The following is a 22,686-nucleotide window of genomic DNA, read 5'->3' as shown; positions in this document are numbered from 1 at the left end:
GCGCGATCTCTTCGGCTGCATTCTGCCGGGTGGGCGGGGGCCGTGTCGCGCGTCCCCCCTACGCGCGGCGCGTGCGTCGCCCGTGCCCGGCCGCACCGCCGAAGAGACGGGCCAGCAGCCGGAACGGGAAGGTGACGACGGCGGCGACGATGCCGCCGAGGGTCCTGAGCGCGTCGGCGATGACACGGAACACGGTTGCCTCCTGGGTTCGAACACGTTGTCGTGCTCGGTTCCGGGTTGCCGTGTCCCGTGCAGCCAAACGTCCGCCCGCCCGTGCCGGCGTGCTTCCGCGGGCCGGCTCCGGGACCCGTGCCGGTCCGTGCGCCGGCCCGGCGGGGGGAGCCCCGGCCGGCCCCCTCGGACGGGTTGACCCTGCCGGTCAGCCCCTGCCGGTCAGGTCGTCGGGAAACGCGCCGGCCGCGGCGGCCGCCATGAGGAAACCGCGGCCGAGTTCGGTGAGGCGTTCGACGCCCGGCGCGCCCAGGTGCTCGTACGGGGCGAGATCGAGCCGGTCGGTGTGCTCCTCCACGTCCGCGCGGAGCGCCGTGCCCGCCTCGGTCAGCTCGCCGTCGGCGTCGAGCAGTCCCCGTTCACGCAGCCGATCGGAGGCCGCCTCCCAGTCGGTTCGCCGCCAGCCGCGGCTGGCGAGGATCCATCGCGGGGACATGCCCTTGCCGGTCGCGGTGTGGCTGACCAGCGCCTCCAGCGGGTCGAGCCCGGCGGACAGCAGCGCGGTGAGATGGCCGTCGCCGCGGTGCTCGCGCAGCAGGGTCGCCGCGTGCCAGAAGGCGAGGTGCGGTTCCTCGGGCACCGGCAGATCGGCGTGCGCGGCGTACAGCGGACGGGCGGGCCGCGAGCAGGCCTCGGTGGCGCGCAGTGCCAGGCGGGCGGCCTCCGCCATCTCCGGTGAGGTGATGGCGTCGCCGAGCAGCCGGCGCAGGGTCGCGTCCACCGCCCGCATACGGGCGGCCAGCACCGTGGCGGGGGAGGCGGTGTCCCAGACGGCCGGGAGGTGCCGGGCGATCAGCTCGTGGCTGAAGTTGTAGAACGTGGCCGTGACCGTGCCGGGCCCGACCGCCCCCAGGGCCGCCGCCCGGCCGGCGAAGTAGGCGGCGCTGGTGTCCTCCACGCCGATCCCCGCGAGTTCCTTCGCGTAGTCGGGCGAGAAGTACACGGTGGAGTGGAGCGGGTTGACGGCGTTGTGGCAGCGGCGTCCCGCGCGCGGGTGCAGAGAGCTCATGCCCGCACGTTACCGACTGGTCGGTACGACGTGAAGGCGAGGGGGCGTCTCTCTCTCGTTCTCGGTTCGCCTCCGGGGCGCTTGGGTGTGCGTCGACGGTCGTTCGTGCTCGGTCCCTCGTGCCTCGGGGCCTGCGCGCGTTCTCCCTTTCGACGCCCACGCGCCCCTTCGGCTCGCTCCCGTGGCCTTCTCGGCTCGCCTCGGGGGCGCTTGGGTGTGCGTCGACGGTCGTTCGTGCTCGGTCCCTCGTGCCTCGGGGCCTGCGCGCGTTCTCCCTTTCGACGCCCACGCGCCCCTTCGGCTCGCTCCCGTGGCCTTCTCGGTTCGCCTCGGGGGCGCTTGGGTGTGCGTCGACGGTCGTTCGTGCTCGGTCCCTCGTGCCTCGGGGCCTGCGCGCGTCCTCCCTTTCGACGCCCACGCGCCCCTTCGGCTCACTCGCCCGGATCGATGGCAGGAAAGGTGGGGTTCTCGTCATTGCGGTCATCAGTCGGCGGCCGGGACGATGGACGCATGCAGCAGCGAACCGTGCTCGTGGTGCTCTTCGACGGAGTGCAGAGCCTCGACGTGACCGGCCCGGTCGAGGTCTTCACCGGCGCCAACCAGGCTCCTCACGCGCCGTTCCGGTACGCCGTCCGCACCGCCTCGCTCGACGGCGGCCCCGTGCGCACCTCCAGCGGGCTCACGGTCGTCCCCGACGCCGCCCTCGGCGACTGCGCTCCGCCGCACACGCTGATCGTGCCGGGCGGGGAGGGCACGCGCCGGCCCGAGCCCTCGCTGGTCGACTGGCTGCGCGGCCACGCCGGGAGGGCCAACCGCCTCGTCTCGGTGTGCACGGGAGCCCTGCTGCTGGCCGAGGCCGGGCTGCTCGACGGGCACAGGGTGACCACCCACTGGTCCGTCTGCGACCAGCTCGCCCGCTCCTACCCCGAGGTCGAGGTGGACCCCGAGCCGATCTTCGTACGGGACGGTTCGCTCGCCACCTCGGCCGGGGTCACCGCGGGCATCGACCTGGCGCTCGCCCTCGTCGAGGAGGACCTGGGGCGCAGGACGGCGCTGACCATCGCCCGCCATCTCGTGGTGTTCCTGCGCCGGCCCGGCAATCAGTCCCAGTTCAGCGCCCAGCTCGCCGCCCAGAGCGCCCGGCGTGAACCGCTGCGCGACGTGCAGCAGTACATCACCGACCACCCGGACGGCGATCTGTCCGTGGAGGCGCTGGCCGGGCTGGCCAGGCTCTCGCCCCGTCAGTTCGCCCGCGCGTTCCGCGCCGAGACCGGGACCACGCCGGGGAGGTACGTCGACCGGGTGCGCCTCGAGCACGCCCGCCGGCTGCTGGAGGACACCGGCCACGGGATCGAGGAGGTCTCCCGGGCCTGCGGATACGGGACGCCCGAGGCGATGCGCCGCGCCTTCGTGAAGACCCTCGGCACGGCCCCCGCCGAGTACCGGCGCCGCTTCCACGTGCCAGCCCGCTGACCCTGCCGACCGCCCGGCCCCGAGCCCGCACGAGGAGGACCGCGGCCCCGGCCCTGCCGGGGCGACCACCGGCCACAACGACCGCAACGACCGCAACGACCGCGAGAACGACCGCCGAAAGGACCCCGCCATGCAGATCGCCATCGTGCTCTACGACGGTTTCACCAGCCTCGACGCCGTCGGCCCCTACGAGCTGCTCTCCCGTCTGCCCGGGGCGGAGACCGTGTTCGTCGCCAAGGAGGCCGGTCCCGTACGCAACGACCAGGGCACTCTCGTGATGGTCGCCGACCGTGCGCTGCACGAGGTGGCCCGGCCCGACATCGTGCTCGTCCCGGGTGGTCCCGGCTCACGGCGGGCGATGCTCGACGAGACGATCCTCGACTGGCTGCGCACGGCCGACGCGACCAGCACCTGGACCACGTCCGTGTGCACCGGTTCGCATCTGCTGGCCGCGGCCGGACTGCTCGAAGGGCGCCGGGCCACGTCCCACTGGCTCGCCCTGGAGGACATCGTGCCCTTCGGCGCCGAGCCGACCGGCGAGCGCGTCGTCTTCGACGGCAAGTACGTCACGGCCGCGGGCGTCTCGTCCGGGATCGACATGGCGCTCCACCTGCTCGGCCGCATCGCGGGCGACGAGGTCGCCCAGACGGTCCAGCTGCTGACCGAGTACGACCCGCAGCCCCCGTACGACGCCGGATCTCCGGACAAGGCCCCTGAGCAGATGGTGGCGCAGTGGCGCACCCACGCGGGGCTGGTCCTGGGAGCGGACGCCTGACCGCCGCTCGGTCCTGCCCGGACGCCTGATCCCCCGGCGCGGCTCCGGCGCGCGGCCCCTCGCCTCGGCCCCCCGGCCCCCCGGCCGTCCGGACCCCGCGGTCCCGGGCGACGGCAGGCCCGACCCGTCCGGCCGCCCGGTCTCACACGCTCCAGGTGAAGCGCGGCGCCCTGCGCTCGAGGAAGGCGGCGATCCCCTCCTCGGTGTCGCCGCTCCCGCGCGCCTGCTCCGCCCAGTGGGGGGCACGGTCCGTGCGTCCCGCGGCGAACTCCTTCGCGGCGGCCTGCGTCAGCTGTGAGCGGGCCGCCAGCACCCGGGTGAACTCGGCCACCCGCTTGCCCAGTTCGCCCGCGGGCAGCACCTCGTCCACCAGTCCGGTGCGCAGCGCCCGCTCCGTCCCGACCAACTCGCCGGAGAACAGGAGGTACTTCGCGGTGGCCGGACCCACGAGCGAGACGAGCCGCCGGGTCGAGGACGCCGGATAGACGATGCCGAGCTTCGCCGGGGTGATCCCGAAGGAGGCACCCTCCTCGGCGAAGCGCAGATCGCAGGCGGCCGCCAGCTGGCAGCCGCCACCCACGCAGTAGCCGCGCACCGCCGCCAGCGACGGCTTGGGGAACGCCGCGAGCGCTTCCTCGGCCCGTACGGCCAGCTCCTGCGGTGACTCCTCCGTGGCGGCCGCGCTGAGGGAGGTGATGTCGGCACCCGCGCAGAAGGTGCCGCCGTCGCCCGTCAGCACCAGTACCCGTACGGCGGGGTCGCGGCCCAGTCCGTCCAGCAGCCCGGGCAGTTCCCGCCACATCGCGGCCGTCATCGCGTTCCGCCTGGCGGGATGGCTGATCACCACGGTCGCGACCCCGTCCGCCACCGTGTGCCGGACCCCCGGCTCCGCCTCGTGCGCCTCGTTCGTCCGGTCCATGCGCCGGATGCTATCCGCCGGACCTCTACCTATGATCAGGAAGGGCGCCGGGGCCGGCGGCGAGGCAGTGACGACGGCGACGGAGAAGCGGCCACGACGGCCGGAGCCAGGCGAGGACGACAGCGACCGGGGAGGGGCACGAGGAGGAGGCACCCATGACCGGTCCCGCCCAGGAGAGCCGAAAGCTCCGCCGCAGCTTCGGCTGGCTGGCGGCCCTCGGGGTGATCCTCGTGATCGCCGGGATCGTGGGCCTCGTCTACGTCGGCGTCGCCACCCTCACCTCGATGCTGCTGTTCGGCTGGCTGCTGCTCGTCGGCGGGCTCGTCGGGCTTCTCCACGCCGTCGAATCGCGCGGCAGCAGCTTCTTCTGGCTGGGCGTCGTCGTCGCCGCCCTGAACATCGCGGCCGGTGTGGTCGTCATCCGCCACCCGGAGGGCAGTGCGGAGGCGCTGACGATGTTCGCCGCGCTGCTCTTCCTGACCGGCGGACTGTTCCGGCTGGTGGGCAGTCTCGTGGTGCGGGGGCCGCAGTTCGGCTGGACCCTGCTCCAGGGCGCATTCGGTCTCCTGCTGGGCGTCCTGGTGCTCGTGAACTGGCCCGAGAGCAGCCGCTACGTCCTCGGCACGTTCTTCTCGCTGGCCCTGCTCTTCGACGGGCTGGGTCTGATCGCGATCGGTGTGGGCGGCCGCCGGATCGTCGAGATGGTCACGGACGGCGGGCCGGCCGGAGGGGGCGGCGGGGCGCCCCGTACGGGCGCCGCCGACCTGCCCGAGAGGTCGTCAGAAGAGAATCCCGATCGATCGTAGAGCTGACCGGAAAGCAATATCCCGGTCCGGAACTGTCGATAGGAGCTGACTTCTGGTCAGCAGCCCGGTATGGACCAGCCCATTCCCAACACTCGTGTACACAACAGTTCCCAGCGACGTTTCACGAGGGTGGGGTGCGGGACTATGGAGAGCCCCGGGAGCGTCCCGGCCCGGCCACTGTCGTACGAAGGCGTCTGGCGGTTCACCGCACCCGCACTCGACGTGTCCGTACCGCAGGCCCGGCACGCCGTTCGCGATCTGGTCCGCCGTCAGGGCGTACCGGTCCACGACGAGGTCCTGCAGGGACTGCTGCTGATCGTGTCCGAGCTCGTCACCAACGCCGTCCGGCACGCGGCCCTGCTCTCCCCGGAGGTGGCGGTCGAGATCGCGGTGGGCCCCGAGTGGATCCGGGTGGCCGTGGAGGACAACCACCCCTACCGGCCCAAGGCCCTGGAGAGTGACTCCGCCCAGACGGGTGGCCGGGGCCTGCTCCTCGTCAAGGAGATCACCCGCGAGGCGGGCGGCGAGTGCGACGTCGAGCACACGTCGAACGGCGGAAAGATCATCTGGGCCGCACTGCCGCTCGTTCCCGTGAGCGGCGCGGCACCGCTGTAGGGCGCCGCGCCGCCGGCCTCACGCGGAAGTGCCACCGGTCTCCAGCCTCCGACCGTCTCCAGCCTCCGACCGGTCACCAGCCTCCGACCGGGCCCGTCAGTTCCCTGATCGCCGGACGCGCCGAGTCGAGCACCGTCATGAACCAGGCCGAGAACGTGTCCCGAGCATGCCGCTCCGTCAGCTCCGCCGCGGTCACGAACACGGTCTCGCCCACCTCCTCGGGGTCCGGCCGCAGCGGCGACTGCACCAGACCCACGAAGAGGTGGTTGAACTCCTGCTCCACCAGGCCCGAGGCCGGGTCCGGATGGTTGTAGCGGACGGTGCCCGCCTCGGCCAGGAGCGACGGCGAGACGCCCAGCTCCTCGTGCGTGCGCCGGGCCGCGGCCGTGAACGGGGCCTCGCCCGGGTAAGGGTGCCCGCAGCAGGTGTTCGACCAGACTCCGGGGGAGTGGTACTTGCCGAGCGCGCGCCGCTGCAGCAGCAGCCGCCCGTGCTCGTCGAACAGGAACACGGAGAACGCCCGGTGCAACTGTCCGGGCGCCTGATGGGCGGAGAGCTTCTCCGCGGTGCCGATGGTTCGGCCGGTCTCGTCGACCAGTTCCAGCAGGATCTGCTGCGTGGTGCCGTTAGACGAGCTGTTCGGCGCGGTGGCGGGTGTGATCGGCATGGCCATCCTTCGCTTCGGTCCTCGGCCCTGAGGGGCGCACCCAGTCTGCCGTACAAAAGCGGCTTGTCCGCACTTCACCACCCCTGGGCATGTCCGTGCCCGTCGTGCGAGGCGCACGACGGGCACGGACGGCGGCTCAGACCCGGAACGCCTCCGGGTACGTGATCATGCCCTGTGGTGCTGTGTCGGAACCGTCCAGCACCAAGGCCATCATCGCCTCGTCCGGAACGTCGAAGGCCGGCCGGACGCCGAGCCGTGACGCGGGCCCGAAGCCGAACCTGGGGTAGTACTCCGGATGGCCCAGCACCACGACCAGACGCTCACCCCCGGCCCGCGCGGCGTCCAGTGCCGCCCGGATCACGGCGGAGCCCGCGCCCTGCCCCTGGTGCTCCGGAGCGGTGGCGCAGGGCGCCAGCGCCAGCGCGGGCTCGCCGCCGACCAGGCAGCGGGTGAGCAGCGCATACGCCGCCACGGAGCCGTCCGGCGCCTCGGCCACCCAGGAGAGCCCGGGCAGCCACGCCGAAGGGTCCCGCCGCAGCGCGTCCACGAGATCCGCCTCGGCGTTTGTCGGGAAGGCCGCCGCGTTGACGGCGTGCACCGCCGGGATGTCGGCGTCCGTCTCCGGCCGGACCCGCCAGCGCGGGTCGGCGGGCCGCAGTACGTATCCGGTGTAGCCGTACTCCGCGCCGTGGTCACGGCGCATCGCGATCTCCGCCCTGGCGGCCTCCAGTGCGGCGGCCGTTTCCGGAGTCGCCGTCTCCGGATCGACCGCGGCGGCCCGGGCGCCGAGCGGGCCGTAGTACTCCTGCCAGTCGCTCTCGGGCTGGCGGTGCACCCCGGCCACGTGATAGCCGGCGCCGACCGCCGCGGCCGCGTTGGCCGCCGTCGTGCGCAGCGGATAGTGCTCGTCCCAGAAGGCACGGGCGGGCGGGCTCGGTTCGGCGCAGGTCCACTCGCACTCGGTGAGGACCAGGGCGCCGCCCGGCGCGAGCAGGCGCCGCCAGGAGCGCAGTGCCGTGTCGAAGCCGATCGCGTACGCCGAGCTCTCGGCCCAGACCAGGTCGAAGGACCCGTCGGGGAAGGGCGGTGCGGCCATGTCGGCGCTGACGGTGCGGATGCGCTCGGCGAGACCGCGCTCGTCGCTCGCCTGCCTGAGCTCGTCCAGGAACGGCTCGTGCAGGTCCACGGCGGTCACCTCGGCCCCGGCCTCGGCGGCCAGCAGCAGTGCGGCACGGCCGGGTCCGCAGCCCAGGTCGAGCACGCGCGGACGCGGCGGGACGGGGCCGGCCAGGCTCAGCAGCCGGCGGGTGGTGGCGTCGGAACCGGGCCCCTGCCGGGGCAGCCCGTGGTGCAGGGCGAAGAAGGCGTCATGAAAAGCGTTGTCGGACAACGTGGGAAACCCTTTGGATGAGACGGGTCCCGGCCGACGTACGGATCGGCTCAGCGTACGGATCGGCTCAGCGCGTGGAGCACGGCCGGTCGGGAACCCGCAGGTCGATGGTGGACGGGGCGCTGCGCAGGGCAGCGGCGACTGCGACCGTCATCAACCTCAGCTCCTCTCGGTCCGCACGAACTCGGCCGCGCCAATCTAGCAGCCCTCGGAGAGCGGGTGGGAGCTGCCGGCCTGACGTGGCCCGCGCGCGCTCGGCCCGGGCGCGCGCGAGGGCGTCCGCCTTCCGCGGACGCTGCGTCAGTGGCAGTAGCCCGCCTCGTGCTCGGCATGACCTCCGGGCTCCAGCTGGAACGTGCAGTGCTCGACGTCGAAGTGCGAGCCGAGACAGCTCTGCAGATCGTGGAGCATCTTCTCGTGGCCCACCACGTCCAGGAAGTCGGGCGCCACCACCACGTGCGCGGAGAGGACCGGCATTCCGGAGGTGATCGTCCAGGCGTGCAGATCGTGGACGTCCAGGACGCCCGGCAGGGCCTGGATGTGCTCACGTACCTCGGCCATGTCGACGTTCTTCGGCGCCGCCTCCAGCAGCACGTTCAACGTCTCCCGCAGCAGCTTGAGCGTCCGCGGCACGATCATCAGGCCGATCACCAGCGAGGCGATCGGGTCGGCGGCCTGCCAGCCGGTCGCCAGGATCACCGCCGAGGAGATCAGCACCGCCACCGAACCGAGCGCGTCGGCGAGGACCTCCAGATACGCGCCGCGCACATTGAGGCTCTCCTTCTGCCCCCGCGTCAGCAGGAACAGCGAGACGGTGTTGGCCGCGAGGCCGACGAGGGCGAAGACGACGACGACCCCGGCCCTGGTCTCGGCCGGGGTGATGAAGCGCTGGATCGCCTCGTACAGCAGGAAGCCGCCGACGCCGAGCAGCAGTACGCAGTTCGCGAGCGCGGCGAGGATCTCGGCCCTGGCGAGGCCGAAGGTGCGCTTCGCGTCGGCCGGGCGGCCGGCGAAGTGGATCGCGAGCAGCGCCATCGCGAGACCGAGGCCGTCCGTGGCCATGTGCGCGGCGTCGGCGATCAGGGCGAGCGAGTCAGCCAGCAGACCGCCGGCGATCTCCAGGACCATCACGCCCAGCGTGATCGCCAGGGCGACCCGCAGCCGTCCCCGGTAGGCGGCGGCCGCGGTCCCCGTCGGCGGGCGACCGCCGTGCGTGTGTCCGTGGTCGTGCCCTGCCCCCATGCGAGAAGCCTCCCGGATCACGCGTGACGATCTGCCCGAGTGGCCAGTCAACTACGGGCGGGGGGTACCGGGCAACACGACGCTGAACACCGTTGTCATATGCTCTGACCTGCGGTTATGTCCGCAGGTCAGAGCCCTGGCAGACACCCGGAGGGGTCAGCGGCGCGCGGCGTCGGGGCGATGCAGCAGCCAGCCCTCCCACGCCGACTCGACCATCTCGCGCACCCCGCGCGAGGCGGACCAGCCGAGCTCCTTGCCGATGCGCTCGACCGAGGCGACGGCCCGGGCCGCGTCCCCGGGGCGGCGCGGCTCCACGACGGCGGGCGTGCCGTGACCCGTCACCTCGGCGACGACGCGGGCCAGCGTGAGCACGGAGACGCCCTCGCCGCGGCCGACGTTCACCGTGAGGTCTCCGGCCGCGTCCCCGCCGGCAAGCCGGCGGGCCACGGTCAGATGGGCGTCGGCGAGGTCGGCGACGTGGATGTAGTCGCGGACGCAGGTGCCGTCGGGCGTCGGGTAGTCGTCGCCGAAGATCCTCGGGGCGTCGCCCCGGGTGATCCGGTCGAAGAACATCGGGATGACGTTGAACACCCCGGTGTCGGCGAGCTCCGGCCGGGCGGCACCGGCGACGTTGAAATACCGCAGACAGGCCGTGGCGATGCCGTGCGCCCGGCCCGCCGCCCGCACCAGCCACTCGCCGGCGAGCTTGGTCTCGCCGTACGGGTTGATCGGAACGGCCGGGGTGTCCTCCGTGATCAGGTCCACGTGGGCCATCCCGTACACCGCCGCCGAGGAGGAGAAGAGGAACCGCTTCACGCCCGCCCCGGCGACGGCCTCCAGCAGCACGGTCAGCCCGTGCACGTTCTCCCGGTAGTAGCGCAGCGGCTGCTCCACGGACTCGCCGACCTGCTTCCGCGCCGCCAGGTGCACCACCCCGGTGACCGCGTGCTCGGAGAGGACGCGGTCCAGCAGCTCCCTGTCCAGCAGGGTGCCCCGGACCAGCGGCACCCCTTCCGGCAGCCGCGCCGCCTTGCCCGTGGAGACGTCGTCGAGCACGACGACCCTCTCCCCGGCGCCGGTCATGGCGTGTGCCACGTGCGCTCCGATGTACCCCGCCCCGCCTGTGATCAGCCAAGTCATGCACGCCACCCTAACCACGCGGCGTCCGGGGCACCGGTGCCGCCGGGGGCGGTTTGTGGGGTCGGCCACTGATCGACAATGATGATCTCGGTCGCGGTGCCGGCGGCCGGTCCTCGTTCGGGCAAGGGACGCCCGGATCGAGGACGGGGCCGGCGGGGCGATCGGGAGTGTCCTCACCGGGAAACCTCAGTGAACTCGCGCTTCCGTTCATCCGATAGCCTCAGCCGACGTGCCGCCGCCCGGTCCCGGGCCGAGCCGCCGTGCCCACCCATCTGATCAGCGCCAAGGAGTGAGTCCGTCTGTCGACCGCCATCCTCACCGGTCCTCCGGTACCCGGATCGCCGCTCGAGGGCGATCTGCGGTCGCTGGGCTTCGACGTACGCATCGCCTCCGGGGCCGACGAGGCGGCCGAGCTGCTCGGCCGGGTCCCGGCCGGTGAGCGGGCCGCCCTGGTGGACCCGCGCTTCGTCGGTCACGTCCACGCACTCCGGCTCGGCCTGACGGACCCCCGCTTCCCGGCCGCCGCGATCCCCGGCGCCGCCACGGCACGGCCCGAGGCCCGCGCCGCGATGCTGGCGGCCCTGCGGCAGGCGGCCGCCGCCCCGCGGCCCGACACCGCACGGGCGTCGCAGCCCTCCGGGCAGGCGGCCGAGGGCGCGCCCTCCGGCGCAGCGGCCACGGACACCCACCCCGCCCCCGCCGTCTCGCTCCCCGACCTCGTCGCCGGGGCTCTCGACGCCGAGGGCGCCGCGCCGCACCGGCCCGAACTGGGGACCCTGGTCGCGACCGTGCCCGGAGACCCCCAGACCCGCAACGAGGCCCGCCAGGCCGTGGCCGCCGTGGACGACGAGGACGTCCGGCTGCGGTCTGCGGTGAAGGCGCGTGACGGGTTCTTCACGACCTTCTTCATCAGCCCGTACTCGCGCTACATCGCCCGCTGGTGCGCGCGGCGCGGGCTGACCCCGAACCAGGTCACCACCGCATCGCTGATCACCGCGCTCATAGCGGCCGCCGCCGCGGCCACCGGCACCCGGGGCGGCTTCGTCGCGGCCGGCGTGCTGCTGATCCTCTCCTTCGTCCTCGACTGCACCGACGGGCAGCTCGCCCGCTACTCCCTGCAGTACTCCACGCTCGGCGCCTGGCTCGACGCCACCTTCGACCGCGCCAAGGAGTACGCGTACTACGCGGGCCTCGCCCTCGGAGCGGCCCGCGGCGGGGACGACGTCTGGGCCCTGGCGCTGGGCGCGATGGTGCTCCAGACCTGCCGCCACGTGGTCGACTTCTCCTTCAACGAGGCCAACCACGACGCCACCGGCAACACCAGCCCCACCGCAGCACTCTCCGACCGGCTCGACAGCGTCGGCTGGACGGTCTGGGTCCGGCGCATGATCGTGCTGCCGATCGGCGAGCGCTGGGCCATGATCGCCGTGCTGACCGCCGTCACCACCCCGCGGATCGTCTTCTACGCCCTGCTGATCGGCTGCGGCTTCGCCGCCGCGTACACCACCGCCGGCCGCGTGCTGCGCTCGCTCACCCGCAAGGCGCGCAGGACCGACCGTGCCGCACAGGCGCTCGCCGACCTCGCCGACTCCGGTCCACTGGCGGAGGGCTTCGCCGCCGCGTCCAAGGGCCTCGCCCGCCGGCTGCCGTCACTCGCCCCGCCCGTGATAGCCGCGCTAGGCGCCGCGGCGGTCACCCTCACCGCGTGGCTCGCCCCGTACGGCAGCCCCTGGACGGTCGTCGCCGCCCTCGGATACGCCCTCACCTCGGGGCTCGCCGTCGCACGCCCGCTCAAGGGCGCCCTCGACTGGCTCGTGCCCCCGGTGTTCCGCGCCGCGGAGTACGGCACGATCCTGATCCTCGCCGCCCGGGCGGACGTGAACGGGGCCCTTCCCGCGGCATTCGGCCTGGTGGCCGCGGTCGCCTACCATCACTACGACACGGTGTACCGCATCCGCGGGGGCACCGGCGCGCCCCCGCACTGGCTGGTCCGGGCGGTCGGCGGGCACGAGGGGCGGACCCTGGCGGTCGCGCTGCTGGCCACCCTGCTCGGCGCCCCCCAGTTCACGATCGCGCTGACGGTCCTCGCGGTCGCCGTGGCACTCGTGGTGGTCGCGGAGTCCGTCCGCTTCTGGGTCTCCTCCGGAGCACCCGCCGTACACGACGAAGGAGAACCCGCATGATCGGCCTTGTCCTGGCTGCCGGTGCCGGACGGCGTCTGCGCCCCTACACCGACACCCTTCCGAAGGCCCTCGTGCCGGTGAACGGGGACCTCTCGGTCCTCGACCTGACGCTGAAGAACTTCAGCGAGATCGGCCTCACCGAGGTCGCCGTCGTCGTCGGCTACCGCAAGGAGGCCGTGTACGCGCGCAAGGACGAGCTGGAGGCCACGTACGGCCTGAAGCTCACCCTGATCGACAACGACAAGGCCGAGGAGTGGAACAACGCCTACTCCCTGTGGTGTGCCCGTGACGTCCTCAAGCGGGGCGTGATCCTCGCCAACGGCGACACCGTGCACCCGGTCTCGGTCGAGAAGACCCTCCTCGCCGCCCGCGGCGACGACCGGCGGATCATCCTCGCCCTCGACACGGTCAAGCAGCTCGCCGACGAGGAGATGAAGGTCATCACGGCGGACGGCCAGGGCGTCCGGCAGATCACCAAGCTGATGGACCCGGCGGGCGCCACCGGCGAGTACATCGGCGTCACCCTCATCGAGCCCGAGGCCGCCGAGGAGCTCGCCGACGCACTGAAGGCCACCTTCGAGCGCGACCCCGATCTCTACTACGAGGACGGCTACCAGGAGCTGGTGAACCGCGGCTTCCAGATCGACGTGGCCCCGATCGGCGACGTCAGCTGGGTCGAGATCGACAACCACGACGACCTCGCCAAGGGCCGGGAGATCGCGTGCCTGTACTGACCCGGCTCATCCCGTCGCCGGTCGTCGTCGACATCGGCTGCGGCGCCATGGACGATCTGGCCGGCCTCCTGGCCGACCAGCGGATCTCGGCGTCCGGCGAGCTGGCGTTCGCGATCAGCAACGGCTCGGGCCAGGCCCTGCGCGAGCGGCTGGCGCCGGTGCTGCCCGGCGCCGACTGGTACGAGGTCTCGGACGGCACCATCGACTCGGCGGTCAAGCTGGCCGACGACATCAAGGGCAAGCGCCGCTACGACGCGGTCGTCGGCCTCGGCGGCGGCAAGATCATCGACGTGGCGAAGTACGCCGCGGCGCGGGTCGGGCTGCCCATGGTCGCCGTCGCCACCAACCTGGCGCACGACGGCCTGTGCTCGCCGATCTCCATCCTCGACAACGACAACGGCCGCGGCTCCTACGGCGTCCCCTCGCCGATCGCCATGGTGATCGACCTGGACGTGGTGCGCGCGGCCCCGGTCCGTTTCGTCCGCTCCGGGATCGGCGACGCGATCTCCAACATCTCCGCGATCGCCGACTGGGAGCTCTCCCGCAAGATCACCGGGGAGTCCGTCGACGGACTGGCGGCCGCGATGGCCCGCACCGCCGGCGAGGCCGTGCTCCGCCACCCCGGGGGCGTCGGCGACGACGAGTTCCTGACGGTGCTCGCGGAGGCGCTGGTGCTCTCCGGCATCGCCATGTCGATCAGCGGCGACTCCCGGCCGTCGTCCGGCGCCTGCCACGAGATCAGCCACGCCTTCGACCTGCTCTACCCCAAGCGGGCCGCCAGCCACGGCGAGCAGGTCGGACTGGGCGCCGCCTTCGCGATGCACCTGCGCGGAGCCGGGGAGGAGTCCGGGCTGTTCGCCGAGGTCCTCCGCAAGCACGGGCTGCCGGTACTCCCCGAGGACATCGGCTTCTCCGCGGACGAGTTCGTCAGGGCCGTGGATTACGCACCGCAGACCCGGCCCGGCCGCTTCACCATTCTCGAGCACCTCGACCTGTCCACCGATCAGATCAGGGACGCGTACGCCGACTATGCCAAGACCATCCGTAGCTGAGCTCCGTCCGGTCGTTCACCCCGCGGGTGTGAAGGACCGGCGCAGTGGCGAGCACTGGGGCGGCCGCCTGTACATGCGCGAGATCTCCCTGCGCATCACCCGCGTCCTGGTCGGCACCAAGGTCACGCCGAACCAGCTGACGTACCTGATGACCCTGGCCGGAGTCCTGGCACTGCCGGCCCTGCTGGTGCCGGGCATCTGGGGCGCCGTGCTCGGCGTGGTGATGGTCCAGCTCTACCTGTTGCTGGACTGCGTGGACGGCGAGGTCGCCCGCTGGAAGAAGCAGTACTCCCTGTCCGGTGTGTACCTGGACCGGGTCGGCGCCTACCTGTGCGACGCCGCGGTCCTCGTCGGCTTCGGCCTGCGCGCCGCGGACCTGTGGGGTGGCGGGCGCGTCGACTGGCTGTGGGCCTTCCTCGGCACCCTCGCGGCGCTCGGCGCGATCCTGATCAAGGCCGAGACCGACCTGGTCGGCGTCGCCCGGCACCAGGCCGGGATGGAGCCGGTCAAGGACGCCGCGGCCGAGCCGCGCTCGTCCGGCATGGCGCTCGCCCGCCGGGCCGCCGCGGCGCTGAAGTTCCACCGGCTGGTCCTCGGCATCGAGGCGTCCCTGCTGATCCTGGTGCTGGCGATCCTCGACCAGGTCCAGGGCGACCTGTTCTTCTCCCGCCTGGGCGTGGCGGTGCTCGCCAGCATCGCCATGCTGCAGACGGTGCTGCACCTGGTGTCCATCCTCGTGTCCAGCAGGCTGAGGTGAGCGGGATGAAGCTCGGTGCCGTCATCATCACCATGGGCAACCGGCCCGACGACCTGCGCGCCCTCATCGACTCGGTCGCCAAGCAGGACGGCGAGCCCGTCGAGGTGGTCGTCGTCGGCAACGGCGCCCCGGTCACGGGCGTGCCCGACGGCGTGCGCACCGTCGACCTGCCCGAGAACCTCGGCATCCCCGGCGGCCGCAACGTCGGCATCGAGGCGTTCGGCCCGGGCGGCGGGGACGTCGACGCGCTGCTGTTCCTCGACGACGACGGTCTGCTGCCGAACAACGACACCGCCGAGCTGGTGCGCCGGGCGTTCGAGGAGGACCCCGCCCTGGGGATCATCAGCTTCCGGATCGCCGACCCGGACACCGGCCTCACCCAGCGCCGGCACGTCCCGCGGCTGCGGGCGTCCGACCCGATGCGCTCCTCGCGCGTCACGACCTTCCTCGGCGGTGCGAACGCGGTCCGCACGAAGGTGCTGGAACAGGTCGGCGGACTGCCGGACGAGTTCTTCTACGCCCACGAGGAGACCGACCTCGCCTGGCGGGCACTCGACGCGGGCTGGATGATCGACTACCGCTCCGACATGGTGCTGCACCACCCGACGACGCCGCCCTCCCGGCACGCGGTCTACCACCGGATGGTGGCCCGCAACAGGGTGTGGCTGGCCCGTCGCAACCTGCCCGCACCCCTGGTGCCCGTCTACCTCGGGGTGTGGATCCTGCTCACGCTCCTGCGCCGGCCGTCGGCCGCCGCACTCAAGGCCTGGTTCGGCGGCTTCAAGGAGGGCTGGTCCACCCCGTGCGGGCCCCGCCGTCCCATGAAGTGGCGTACCGTGTGGCGACTGACGCGACTGGGCCGACCGCCTGTCGTCTGACGGTCCGGATCTGAGAGCATCGGGCGTACTCCGGGACCTGGCCGCCACCTGAGGCCCAAGCCGCGCATCTTGAACACGAAAGTCTCGACTTGTGAGTGACACAACCCACGACGGCGCGATCGCCACGAGCGCTCGGCCGTCTCCCGACGACGGTCTGACACCGGCGGAGCTGGCCGCCAAGTACGGCCTGTCGGTGAGCGGTGCCCGCCCCGGGCTGGTCGAATACGTCAGGCAGCTCTGGGGCCGCCGGCACTTCATCCTGGCGTTCTCCCAGGCGAAGCTGACCGCCCAGTACAGCCAGGCGAAGCTCGGCCAGCTCTGGCAGGTCGCGACGCCGCTGCTGAACGCTCTCGTGTACTACCTGATCTTCGGCCTCATCCTCGGCGCGGGCCGCGGGATGGAGAAGGAGGTCTACATCCCGTTCCTGGTGACGGGCGTGTTCGTGTTCACGTTCACGCAGACGTCGGTCATGGCCGGCGTGCGGGCGATCTCCGGGAACCTGGGACTGGTGCGGGCCCTGCACTTCCCCCGGGCCTCGCTGCCGATCTCGTTCGCGCTGCAGCAGCTCCAGCAGCTGCTGTTCTCGATGATCGTCCTCGTGCTCATCGTGGTGGCGTTCGGGAGCTACCCGTCGCTGAGCTGGCTGCTGGTGCTGCCGGCCCTGGGGCTCCAGTTCGTCTTCAACGTCGGCATGGCGCTGATCATGGCCCGGATGGGCAGCAAGACCCCCGACCTCGCCCAGCTGATGCCGTTCATCATGCGGACCTGGATGTACGGCTCGGGCGTCATGTTCTCGATCAAGGTGATGCTCGAGGACAAGCCCGCGTGGATCGCCGAGGTCCTCATGTACAACCCCGCGGCGATCTACATGGACCTGATCCGCTTCGCCCTGATCGACGGCTACGACTCGTCGAACCTGCCCACCCACGTGTGGCTGGCCGGCGGGCTGTGGGCGCTGCTGCTGGGTGTCGCCGGGTTCGTGTACTTCTGGAAGGCGGAGGAGCGCTATGGCCGCGGCTGACCACCTCGAGGACCCGCGCGACGCCCGGGTGCCCACCGTCATCGCCGACGACGTGCACATCGTGTACCGCGTCAACGGCGGCAGCGGAGGCAAGGGCAGCGCGACCGCCGCGCTGAGCCGGATCGTCAAGCGCAACCGCGGGGAGGCCCGCGGCGTCCGCAAGGTCCATGCCGTCCGGGGCGTCTCCTTCACGGCCTACCGCGGTGAGGCCATCGGCCTGATCGGTACGAACGGCTCCGGGAAGTCGACGCTGCTGCGCGCGATCGCGGGCCTGCTGCCCACCGAGAGCGGCAAGGTCTACACCGACGGCCAGCCGTCCCTGCTCGGCGTCAACGCGGCCCTCATGGGCGATCTGACCGGTGAACGGAACGTCATCCTCGGCGGCCTGGCCATGGGCATGTCACGCGAGGAGATCCGCGACCGCTACCAGGGCATCGTCGACTTCTCCGGCATCAACGAGAAGGGCGACTTCATCACCCTGCCGATGCGCACGTACTCCTCCGGTATGGGTGCCCGGCTCCGGTTCGCGATCGCGGCGGCCAAGAACCACGACGTGCTGATGATCGACGAGGCGCTGGCCACCGGCGACCGCAAGTTCCAGATCCGCTCCGAGGAGCGGATCCGGGAGCTGCGGCAGGAGGCGGGCACGGTCTTCCTGGTGAGCCACAGCAACAAGTCGATCCGGGACACCTGCGACCGGGTCCTGTGGCTGGAGAAGGGCGAGCTGCTGATGGACGGCCCGACCGACGAGGTCATCAAGGCGTACGAGAAGGAGACCGGCAAGTAGCCCGTCTCCCGCAGCGGGCGGAAGGGCCCCCGCCGGACCGTTCCGGCGGGGGCCCTCGCACGGCCGGCCCCCGCCGGAGCCGGCCGGGAAGCGGGGCGGACGGAGGTCCGCGCGTAGCCGACCGGCCGTCAGGTCCTGTTCCCTCCGGGGAGGTTGACGGCGCACCGCAGGTCGACTGCGGCGCGGCCGGTGCCCCGCTGAGAGTGGGGACGAGGTGGAACGTAAGCTGTACCGGTGCTGATTCACGGCAAGTGGGGCGATACGCCCTGAGGGATCCCGGCTGCCGGGCGGCGAAGCCCCTCGTCGGGACCGGCGGCGTGTCCGAAATAGGATGTATTGGGTCGGCAGTGTAGAACGGGAGATGTGACGGCCATGACGGAAGATCTCCAGCTCCGCGTGGGCAGTGCCGTCCCCGCACCTGGCAGCCCGCAGTGACAGGTACCCGGCAGGTGCGCCCCGACGCCTCCATGCGCACCACGCTCGCCAAGGCCGCGGACGAGAACTTCCCCGTGGCCCCCTTCTTCCTGCCCCGCGCCTGGCGCGACGACCTCATGGCCGTCTACGGCTACGCCCGGCTCGTCGACGACATCGGCGACGGCGATCTCGCCCCGGGCGGAGCGGACGCCCGCCACCTCGGCCTGGACCCCGAGCAGACCGACGACCGGCTCGCGACCCTCGACGCCTTCGAGGACGATCTGCGGCGGATCTTCCCCGGCGGCGACGGCGGTGCCCCGCGCCACCCCCTGCTGCGGGCGCTGGTGCCGACCGTGCGCCGCTGCGCTCTCACCCCGGAGCCGTTCCTCGGCCTGATCGAGGCCAACCGCCAGGACCAGCTCGTCCGCCGGTACCGGACGTGGGACGACCTGACGCGCTACTGCGAGCTCTCCGCCAACCCCGTGGGCCGGCTCGTCCTGGCGATCACCGGCACGGCCAGTCCCGAGCGCATCCGCCGCTCCGACGCCGTGTGCACCGCCCTCCAGATCGTCGAGCACCTGCAGGACGTCGCGGAGGACCTGGCCGCGGACCGCGTCTACCTGCCGGCCGACGACATGAAGCGGTTCGGGGTCACCGAGGACGACCTGGCCGCACCGACCGCGGGCACGCCGGTACGCGATCTGATCGCCCACGAGGCCGCGCGGGCCGCACGGCTGCTGGACGAGGGGATCCCGCTCGTGGGGAGCGTCCACGGCAGGCTCAGGCTGCTGCTCGCCGGCTTCGTGGCCGGGGGACGCGCCGCACTCGCGGCGATCGCGGCCGCCGGCCACGACGTCCTCCCCGGGCCGCCCAGGCCCACCAAGGCCCGGCTGACGCGTGAAGTGGGAGCCGTCTTGCACAGAGCGCGTAGAGAGGGGTGAGCCGGACCATGGAGGAGTTCACACACATGTCCGCGCCGGTCCGGGCCGCGTACAGCTACTGCGAGGCCGTCACCGGGACGCAGGCGCGCAACTTCGCGTACGGCATCAGGCTCCTGCCCGCCGACAAGCGCCAGGCCATGTCCGCGCTCTACGCCTTCTCCCGGCGCGTCGACGACATCGGCGACGGCTTCCTCGGTGAGACCGCCAAGCGGGACCGGCTCGAAGGGACCCGCGAGCTCCTCGGCAGGATCCGTGACGGGGCGGTCGACGAGGACGACACCGACCCGGTCGCCGTGGCCCTCGCGGACGCGGCGCACCGCTTCCCCATCCCGCTCGACGCCCTCGACGAGCTGATCGACGGCGTCCTCATGGACGTGCGCGGCGAGACGTACGAGACGTGGGACGACCTCAAGGTCTACTGCCGGTGTGTCGCGGGCGCCATCGGACGGCTCTCCCTCGGCGTGTTCGGCACCCTCCCGGGTGCGCGCGGCAGCGAGCGGGCCTCCGAGTACGCCGACACGCTGGGACTCGCCCTCCAGCTCACGAACATCCTGCGCGACGTGCGCGAGGACGCGAGCAACGGCCGCACGTACCTGCCCACCGACGACCTCGCCAAGTTCGGCTGCACCGGCGGCTTCCACCGCGCCATCCCGCCGTCCGGGGCCGACTTCACCGGCCTCGTCCACTTCGAGGTGCGGCGGGCCCGCGGGCTGTTCGCCGAGGGCTACCGGCTGCTGCCCATGCTGGACCGGCGCAGCGGCGCCTGTGTCGCGGCCATGGCCGGGATCTACCGCCGGCTGCTCGACCGCATCGAACGCGACCCCATGGCCGTCCTGCGCGGCCGCGTCTCCCTGCCCGGCCGGGAGAAGGCGTACGTCGCCGTGCGCGGCCTCTCCGGCCTCGACGCGCGCCACATCTCCCGCAAGGCCGTCAGGAGGCGCGTCTGATGCGGCCGCTGACATGCCCTCGGCGCCGAACGGCCGCCGGGCCGCCGGCGACAGCCCGGCACGCAGCCGAGTGCGGGGGTCCCTCCGCAGGGGAGGACACATGACCAACCGGGACGGCACCTCCGAGCGGCACGCCGTCGTCGTCGGGGGCGGGATCGCCGGTGCGGCCGCCGCACTCCGCCTCGCCGACGCCGGTCTGCGCGTCACGCTCCTGGAGAACCGGCCCCGGCTCGGCGGGCTCGCCTTCTCCTTCCGGCGCGGCGAGCTGACCGTCGACAACGGCCAGCACGTCTACCTCCGCTGCTGCACCGCCTACCGCTGGTTCCTCGACCGCGTCGGCGGCGCAGGCCTCGCGCCGATCCAGCCGCGCCTCGACGTTCCCGTCCTCGATGTGGCCCACCCCGAGGGGCCCCGTCTCGGGCGGCTGCGCCGCACCGCCCTGCCCGTGCCCCTGCATCTCGCCGCGAGCCTCGCCGGATACCCCCACCTCTCCCTCGCCGAGCGGGCCGCCGTCGGACGCGCCGCGTTCGCGCTCAAGGGACTCGACCCCGCGGACCCCGCCCTCGACGGCATCGACTTCGCCACCTGGCTGCGCCGCCACGGCCAGTCCCCGCGCGCCGTCGAGGCCCTCTGGGACCTGGTCGGCGTCGCCACCCTCAACGCCACCGCGCCGAACGCCTCCATGGCCCTGGCCGCGATGGTCTTCAAGACCGGGCTGCTCTCCGACCCCGGCGCCGCCGACATCGGCTGGGCCCGGGTCCCCCTCGGCGAGCTGCACGACACGCTGGCCCGGAAGGCACTCGACACGGCCGGCGTCCGCACCGAACTGCGCACGCGCGTCAGCCGGGTCACCCGCGCGGACGACGGGCGCTGGAACGTCACGGCAGGCACCGGCCGGCTGACCGCGGACGCGGTCGTCCTCGCCGTACCGCAGCGCGAGGCGCACGCCCTGCTCCCCGAGGGCGCCCTGGACGAGCCGGACCTGCTGCTCGGCATCGGCACCGCACCGATCCTCAACATGCATGTGGTCTACGACCGCACCGTGCTGCGCCGGCCCTTCTTCGCCGCGCTCGGCAGCCCCGTCCAGTGGGTCTTCGACCGCACCGACGCCTCCGGCCTGTCGGACGGCGGGCCCGCGGGGCCCGGCGGCGAACGGCGCGCCGGACAGTACCTGGCCCTGTCCCAGTCGGCCGCCCAGGACGAGATCGACACCCCCGTCTCCGTACTGCGCGAGCGCTACCTGCCCGAGCTGGAACGACTGCTGCCCGCGACCCGCGGCGCGAAGGTGCGGGACTTCTTCGTCACCAGGGAGCGCACGGCGACCTTCGCGCCCGCCCCCGGTGTCGGTAGGCTCCGGCCCGCCGCCCGTACCAACGCCCCCGGCCTCTTTCTGGCCGGGTCGTGGACCGCCACCGGCTGGCCCGCGACCATGGAGGGCGCTGTGCGAAGCGGACTGAGCGCCGCATGTGCCGCGCTCGCAGCTCTCGGCCGCCGCCATGAACATCCGCTCGAGGAGGCGGCATGAGAACCACGTCCGGAACCAGAGGAGAGAAAGTGCCGACTGCGCCTTCGGCGAACCCGGCTGTCGACACCGCGGCCGTCACCGCGCTGCTTGAGCGTGGGCGGACGATGTCCACCCCGGTGCTGCGCGCGGCCGTGGACAGGCTCGCGCCCCCCATGGACACCGTCGCCGCCTACCACTTCGGCTGGATCGACGCCCACGGCCGCCCCGCGGACGGCGACGGCGGCAAGGCCGTACGCCCGGCGCTGGCGCTGTTGTCCGCCGAGGCCGCCGGGGCGGCGCCCGAGGTGGGCATCCCCGGCGCCGTCGCCGTCGAGCTGGTGCACAACTTCTCGCTGCTCCACGACGACCTGATGGACGGTGACGAGCAGCGCCGCCACCGCGACACGGTCTGGAAGGTGCACGGGCCGGCGCAGGCCATCCTCGTCGGCGACGCGCTCTTCGCCCTCGCCAACGAGATCCTGCTGGAGCTCGGCACCGTGGAGGCCGGCCGCGCCACCCGCCGGCTCACCACCGCCACCCGCAAGCTCATCGACGGTCAGGCCCAGGACATCTCGTACGAGCACCGCGAGCGGGTCACCGTCGACGAGTGCCTGGAGATGGAGGGCAACAAGACCGGCGCCCTGCTCGCCTGCGCCGTCTCCATCGGCGCGGTGCTCGGCGGCGCCGACGACCGCACCGCCGACACCCTGGAGACCTACGGCTACCACCTCGGGCTCGCCTTCCAGGCCGTCGACGACCTGCTCGGCATCTGGGGCGACCCGGAGGCCACCGGCAAGCAGACCTGGAGCGATCTGCGCCAGCGCAAGAAGTCCCTGCCCGTCGTCGCCGCGCTCGCCGCGGGCGGCCCCGCGTCGGAGCGGCTCGGGGAACTCCTCGCCGCCGACGCCAAGAGCAATGACTTCGACAGCTTCTCCGAGGAGGAGTTCGCCGCACGGGCGGCGCTCATCGAGGAGGCGGGCGGTCGCGACTGGACGTCGCAGGAGGCCCGCAGGCAGCACGCCGTGGCCGTGGAGGCACTGGAGCGGGTCGACATGCCGGAGCACGTGAGGGCCCAGCTCGTCGCCCTCGCCGACTTCGTCGTCGTACGCAAGAGATGACCCCGGTTCCTCGGACGGCACCGACGGAGATGATCACGATCAATCGCATATGAGTTCGCAGTCGCCGGCCGGTGCCCTCTCGG

General features: G+C 72.7%; 22 protein-coding genes. 15 read left to right on the top strand and 7 right to left on the bottom strand.

Annotated features, from left to right (window positions below):
* Positions 1 to 58: 58 nt before the first annotated feature.
* On the bottom strand, positions 59 to 193 hold the full coding sequence (locus BLT82_RS38595) for an LPFR motif small protein (RefSeq protein ID WP_280142496.1): 135 nt from the start codon (positions 191 to 193) through the stop codon (positions 59 to 61).
* Between the two features lie 186 nt (positions 194 to 379).
* The gene (locus BLT82_RS22960; protein WP_093657875.1) at positions 380 to 1,240 is read right to left on the bottom strand and encodes an SCO6745 family protein; all 861 of its coding nucleotides are present in this window, start codon (positions 1,238 to 1,240) and stop codon (positions 380 to 382) included.
* 510 nt (positions 1,241 to 1,750) lie between these two features.
* Between BLT82_RS22960 and BLT82_RS22955 the strand changes: the two genes are divergently transcribed.
* Together BLT82_RS22955 and BLT82_RS22950 are read left to right on the top strand one after the other, a co-directional pair.
* Positions 1,751 to 2,713 (top strand): GlxA family transcriptional regulator, encoded by a 963-nt coding sequence (locus tag BLT82_RS22955; protein ID WP_093657874.1) that lies wholly within the window; start codon positions 1,751 to 1,753, stop codon positions 2,711 to 2,713.
* Between the two features lie 130 nt (positions 2,714 to 2,843).
* Positions 2,844 to 3,488: a DJ-1/PfpI family protein gene (locus BLT82_RS22950; protein WP_093657872.1), complete on the top strand. Its 645-nt coding sequence runs from the start codon at positions 2,844 to 2,846 to the stop codon at positions 3,486 to 3,488.
* Positions 3,489 to 3,630: 142 nt separating this feature from the next.
* Here BLT82_RS22950 and BLT82_RS22945 read toward each other — a convergent pair whose 3' ends face one another.
* Positions 3,631 to 4,407, bottom strand: a complete 777-nt coding sequence (locus BLT82_RS22945) for an enoyl-CoA hydratase/isomerase family protein (RefSeq protein WP_093657870.1) — start codon at positions 4,405 to 4,407, stop codon at positions 3,631 to 3,633.
* Between the two features lie 155 nt (positions 4,408 to 4,562).
* Here BLT82_RS22945 and BLT82_RS22940 point away from each other — a divergent pair, with 155 nt between their 5' ends.
* Positions 4,563 to 5,213, top strand: coding sequence for an HdeD family acid-resistance protein (locus tag BLT82_RS22940; RefSeq protein WP_093657868.1), 651 nt, complete (start codon positions 4,563 to 4,565; stop codon positions 5,211 to 5,213).
* Between the two features lie 144 nt (positions 5,214 to 5,357).
* Positions 5,358 to 5,828, top strand: a complete 471-nt coding sequence (locus BLT82_RS22935) for an ATP-binding protein (protein ID WP_093657866.1) — start codon at positions 5,358 to 5,360, stop codon at positions 5,826 to 5,828.
* Between the two features lie 73 nt (positions 5,829 to 5,901).
* On the opposite strand, the gene idi is transcribed toward BLT82_RS22935, so the two are convergent.
* The 4 genes from idi to galE form a co-directional block, all read right to left on the bottom strand.
* Complete coding sequence (idi, locus tag BLT82_RS22930; protein WP_093657864.1) at positions 5,902 to 6,495, bottom strand: isopentenyl-diphosphate Delta-isomerase; 594 nt, start codon at positions 6,493 to 6,495, stop codon at positions 5,902 to 5,904.
* Between the two features lie 136 nt (positions 6,496 to 6,631).
* Positions 6,632 to 7,885, bottom strand: a complete 1,254-nt coding sequence (locus BLT82_RS22925) for a bifunctional class I SAM-dependent methyltransferase/N-acetyltransferase (RefSeq protein WP_093657862.1) — start codon at positions 7,883 to 7,885, stop codon at positions 6,632 to 6,634.
* 300 nt (positions 7,886 to 8,185) lie between these two features.
* Positions 8,186 to 9,127, bottom strand: coding sequence for a cation diffusion facilitator family transporter (locus tag BLT82_RS22920; protein WP_093657860.1), 942 nt, complete (start codon positions 9,125 to 9,127; stop codon positions 8,186 to 8,188).
* A gap of 156 nt (positions 9,128 to 9,283) precedes the next feature.
* A complete protein-coding gene (gene galE / locus BLT82_RS22915) occupies positions 9,284 to 10,267 on the bottom strand; it encodes a UDP-glucose 4-epimerase GalE (protein WP_093657858.1) in 984 nt (327 codons plus the stop codon).
* Positions 10,268 to 10,566: 299 nt separating this feature from the next.
* Here galE and BLT82_RS22910 point away from each other — a divergent pair, with 299 nt between their 5' ends.
* From BLT82_RS22910 to BLT82_RS22860, 11 genes are all read left to right on the top strand, one after another.
* Complete coding sequence (locus BLT82_RS22910; RefSeq protein WP_093657856.1) at positions 10,567 to 12,450, top strand: DUF5941 domain-containing protein; 1,884 nt, start codon at positions 10,567 to 10,569, stop codon at positions 12,448 to 12,450.
* A complete protein-coding gene (locus BLT82_RS22905; RefSeq protein WP_093657854.1) occupies positions 12,447 to 13,184 on the top strand; it encodes a phosphocholine cytidylyltransferase family protein in 738 nt (245 codons plus the stop codon). Before BLT82_RS22910 ends, BLT82_RS22905 begins: the two co-directional genes overlap by 4 nt.
* Complete coding sequence (locus BLT82_RS22900; RefSeq protein WP_093657852.1) at positions 13,172 to 14,236, top strand: iron-containing alcohol dehydrogenase family protein; 1,065 nt, start codon at positions 13,172 to 13,174, stop codon at positions 14,234 to 14,236. Before BLT82_RS22905 ends, BLT82_RS22900 begins: the two co-directional genes overlap by 13 nt.
* A complete protein-coding gene (locus tag BLT82_RS22895) occupies positions 14,214 to 14,993 on the top strand; it encodes a CDP-alcohol phosphatidyltransferase family protein (RefSeq protein WP_208868009.1) in 780 nt (259 codons plus the stop codon). Before BLT82_RS22900 ends, BLT82_RS22895 begins: the two co-directional genes overlap by 23 nt.
* 5 nt (positions 14,994 to 14,998) lie before the next feature.
* Entirely contained in the window at positions 14,999 to 15,871 is an 873-nt protein-coding gene (locus tag BLT82_RS22890; RefSeq protein ID WP_093657848.1) for a glycosyltransferase family 2 protein, read from the top strand.
* Between the two features lie 91 nt (positions 15,872 to 15,962).
* The gene (locus BLT82_RS22885) at positions 15,963 to 16,892 is read left to right on the top strand and encodes an ABC transporter permease (protein ID WP_093657846.1); all 930 of its coding nucleotides are present in this window, start codon (positions 15,963 to 15,965) and stop codon (positions 16,890 to 16,892) included.
* On the top strand, positions 16,879 to 17,679 hold the full coding sequence (locus tag BLT82_RS22880) for an ABC transporter ATP-binding protein (RefSeq protein ID WP_093657844.1): 801 nt from the start codon (positions 16,879 to 16,881) through the stop codon (positions 17,677 to 17,679). Before BLT82_RS22885 ends, BLT82_RS22880 begins: the two co-directional genes overlap by 14 nt.
* 431 nt (positions 17,680 to 18,110) lie before the next feature.
* Positions 18,111 to 19,034, top strand: coding sequence for a squalene synthase HpnC (gene hpnC / locus BLT82_RS22875; RefSeq protein WP_404204965.1), 924 nt, complete (start codon positions 18,111 to 18,113; stop codon positions 19,032 to 19,034).
* Positions 19,031 to 19,981: a presqualene diphosphate synthase HpnD gene (gene hpnD, locus BLT82_RS22870; RefSeq protein ID WP_404204962.1), complete on the top strand. Its 951-nt coding sequence runs from the start codon at positions 19,031 to 19,033 to the stop codon at positions 19,979 to 19,981. The genes hpnC and hpnD overlap by 4 nt, the downstream gene beginning before the upstream one ends.
* 100 nt (positions 19,982 to 20,081) lie before the next feature.
* Positions 20,082 to 21,506, top strand: coding sequence for a hydroxysqualene dehydroxylase HpnE (gene hpnE / locus BLT82_RS22865; protein WP_093657840.1), 1,425 nt, complete (start codon positions 20,082 to 20,084; stop codon positions 21,504 to 21,506).
* Positions 21,503 to 22,603 (top strand): polyprenyl synthetase family protein, encoded by a 1,101-nt coding sequence (locus BLT82_RS22860; RefSeq protein ID WP_244292092.1) that lies wholly within the window; start codon positions 21,503 to 21,505, stop codon positions 22,601 to 22,603. The genes hpnE and BLT82_RS22860 overlap by 4 nt, the downstream gene beginning before the upstream one ends.
* The last annotated feature ends 83 nt before the right edge of the window (positions 22,604 to 22,686 follow it).

Origin of the sequence: Streptomyces wuyuanensis, assembly GCF_900103455.1 — a bacterium.
GTDB classification, from domain to species: domain Bacteria; phylum Actinomycetota; class Actinomycetes; order Streptomycetales; family Streptomycetaceae; genus Streptomyces; species Streptomyces wuyuanensis.
This window is presented reverse-complemented; position numbering and strand designations above follow the sequence as displayed.

Bases quoted from the DNA above. Each gene is read 5' to 3' on its own strand.
- hpnE (WP_093657840.1), top strand. From the start codon at position 20,082: ATGACCAACCGGGACGGCACCTCCGAGCGGCACGCCGTCGTCGTCGGG.
- BLT82_RS22905 (WP_093657854.1), top strand. From the start codon at position 12,447: ATGATCGGCCTTGTCCTGGCTGCCGGTGCCGGACGGCGTCTGCGCCCC.
- BLT82_RS22920 (WP_093657860.1), bottom strand. From the start codon at position 9,127: ATGGGGGCAGGGCACGACCACGGACACACGCACGGCGGTCGCCCGCCG.
- BLT82_RS22935 (WP_093657866.1), top strand. From the start codon at position 5,358: ATGGAGAGCCCCGGGAGCGTCCCGGCCCGGCCACTGTCGTACGAAGGC.
- idi (WP_093657864.1), bottom strand. From the start codon at position 6,495: ATGCCGATCACACCCGCCACCGCGCCGAACAGCTCGTCTAACGGCACC.
- BLT82_RS22895 (WP_208868009.1), top strand. From the start codon at position 14,214: ATGCCAAGACCATCCGTAGCTGAGCTCCGTCCGGTCGTTCACCCCGCG.
- BLT82_RS22950 (WP_093657872.1), top strand. From the start codon at position 2,844: ATGCAGATCGCCATCGTGCTCTACGACGGTTTCACCAGCCTCGACGCC.
- BLT82_RS22860 (WP_244292092.1), top strand. From the start codon at position 21,503: ATGAGAACCACGTCCGGAACCAGAGGAGAGAAAGTGCCGACTGCGCCT.
- BLT82_RS22940 (WP_093657868.1), top strand. From the start codon at position 4,563: ATGACCGGTCCCGCCCAGGAGAGCCGAAAGCTCCGCCGCAGCTTCGGC.
- BLT82_RS22955 (WP_093657874.1), top strand. From the start codon at position 1,751: ATGCAGCAGCGAACCGTGCTCGTGGTGCTCTTCGACGGAGTGCAGAGC.
- BLT82_RS22945 (WP_093657870.1), bottom strand. From the start codon at position 4,407: ATGGACCGGACGAACGAGGCGCACGAGGCGGAGCCGGGGGTCCGGCAC.
- BLT82_RS22890 (WP_093657848.1), top strand. From the start codon at position 14,999: ATGAAGCTCGGTGCCGTCATCATCACCATGGGCAACCGGCCCGACGAC.
- galE (WP_093657858.1), bottom strand. From the start codon at position 10,267: ATGACTTGGCTGATCACAGGCGGGGCGGGGTACATCGGAGCGCACGTG.
- BLT82_RS22960 (WP_093657875.1), bottom strand. From the start codon at position 1,240: ATGAGCTCTCTGCACCCGCGCGCGGGACGCCGCTGCCACAACGCCGTC.
- BLT82_RS22880 (WP_093657844.1), top strand. From the start codon at position 16,879: ATGGCCGCGGCTGACCACCTCGAGGACCCGCGCGACGCCCGGGTGCCC.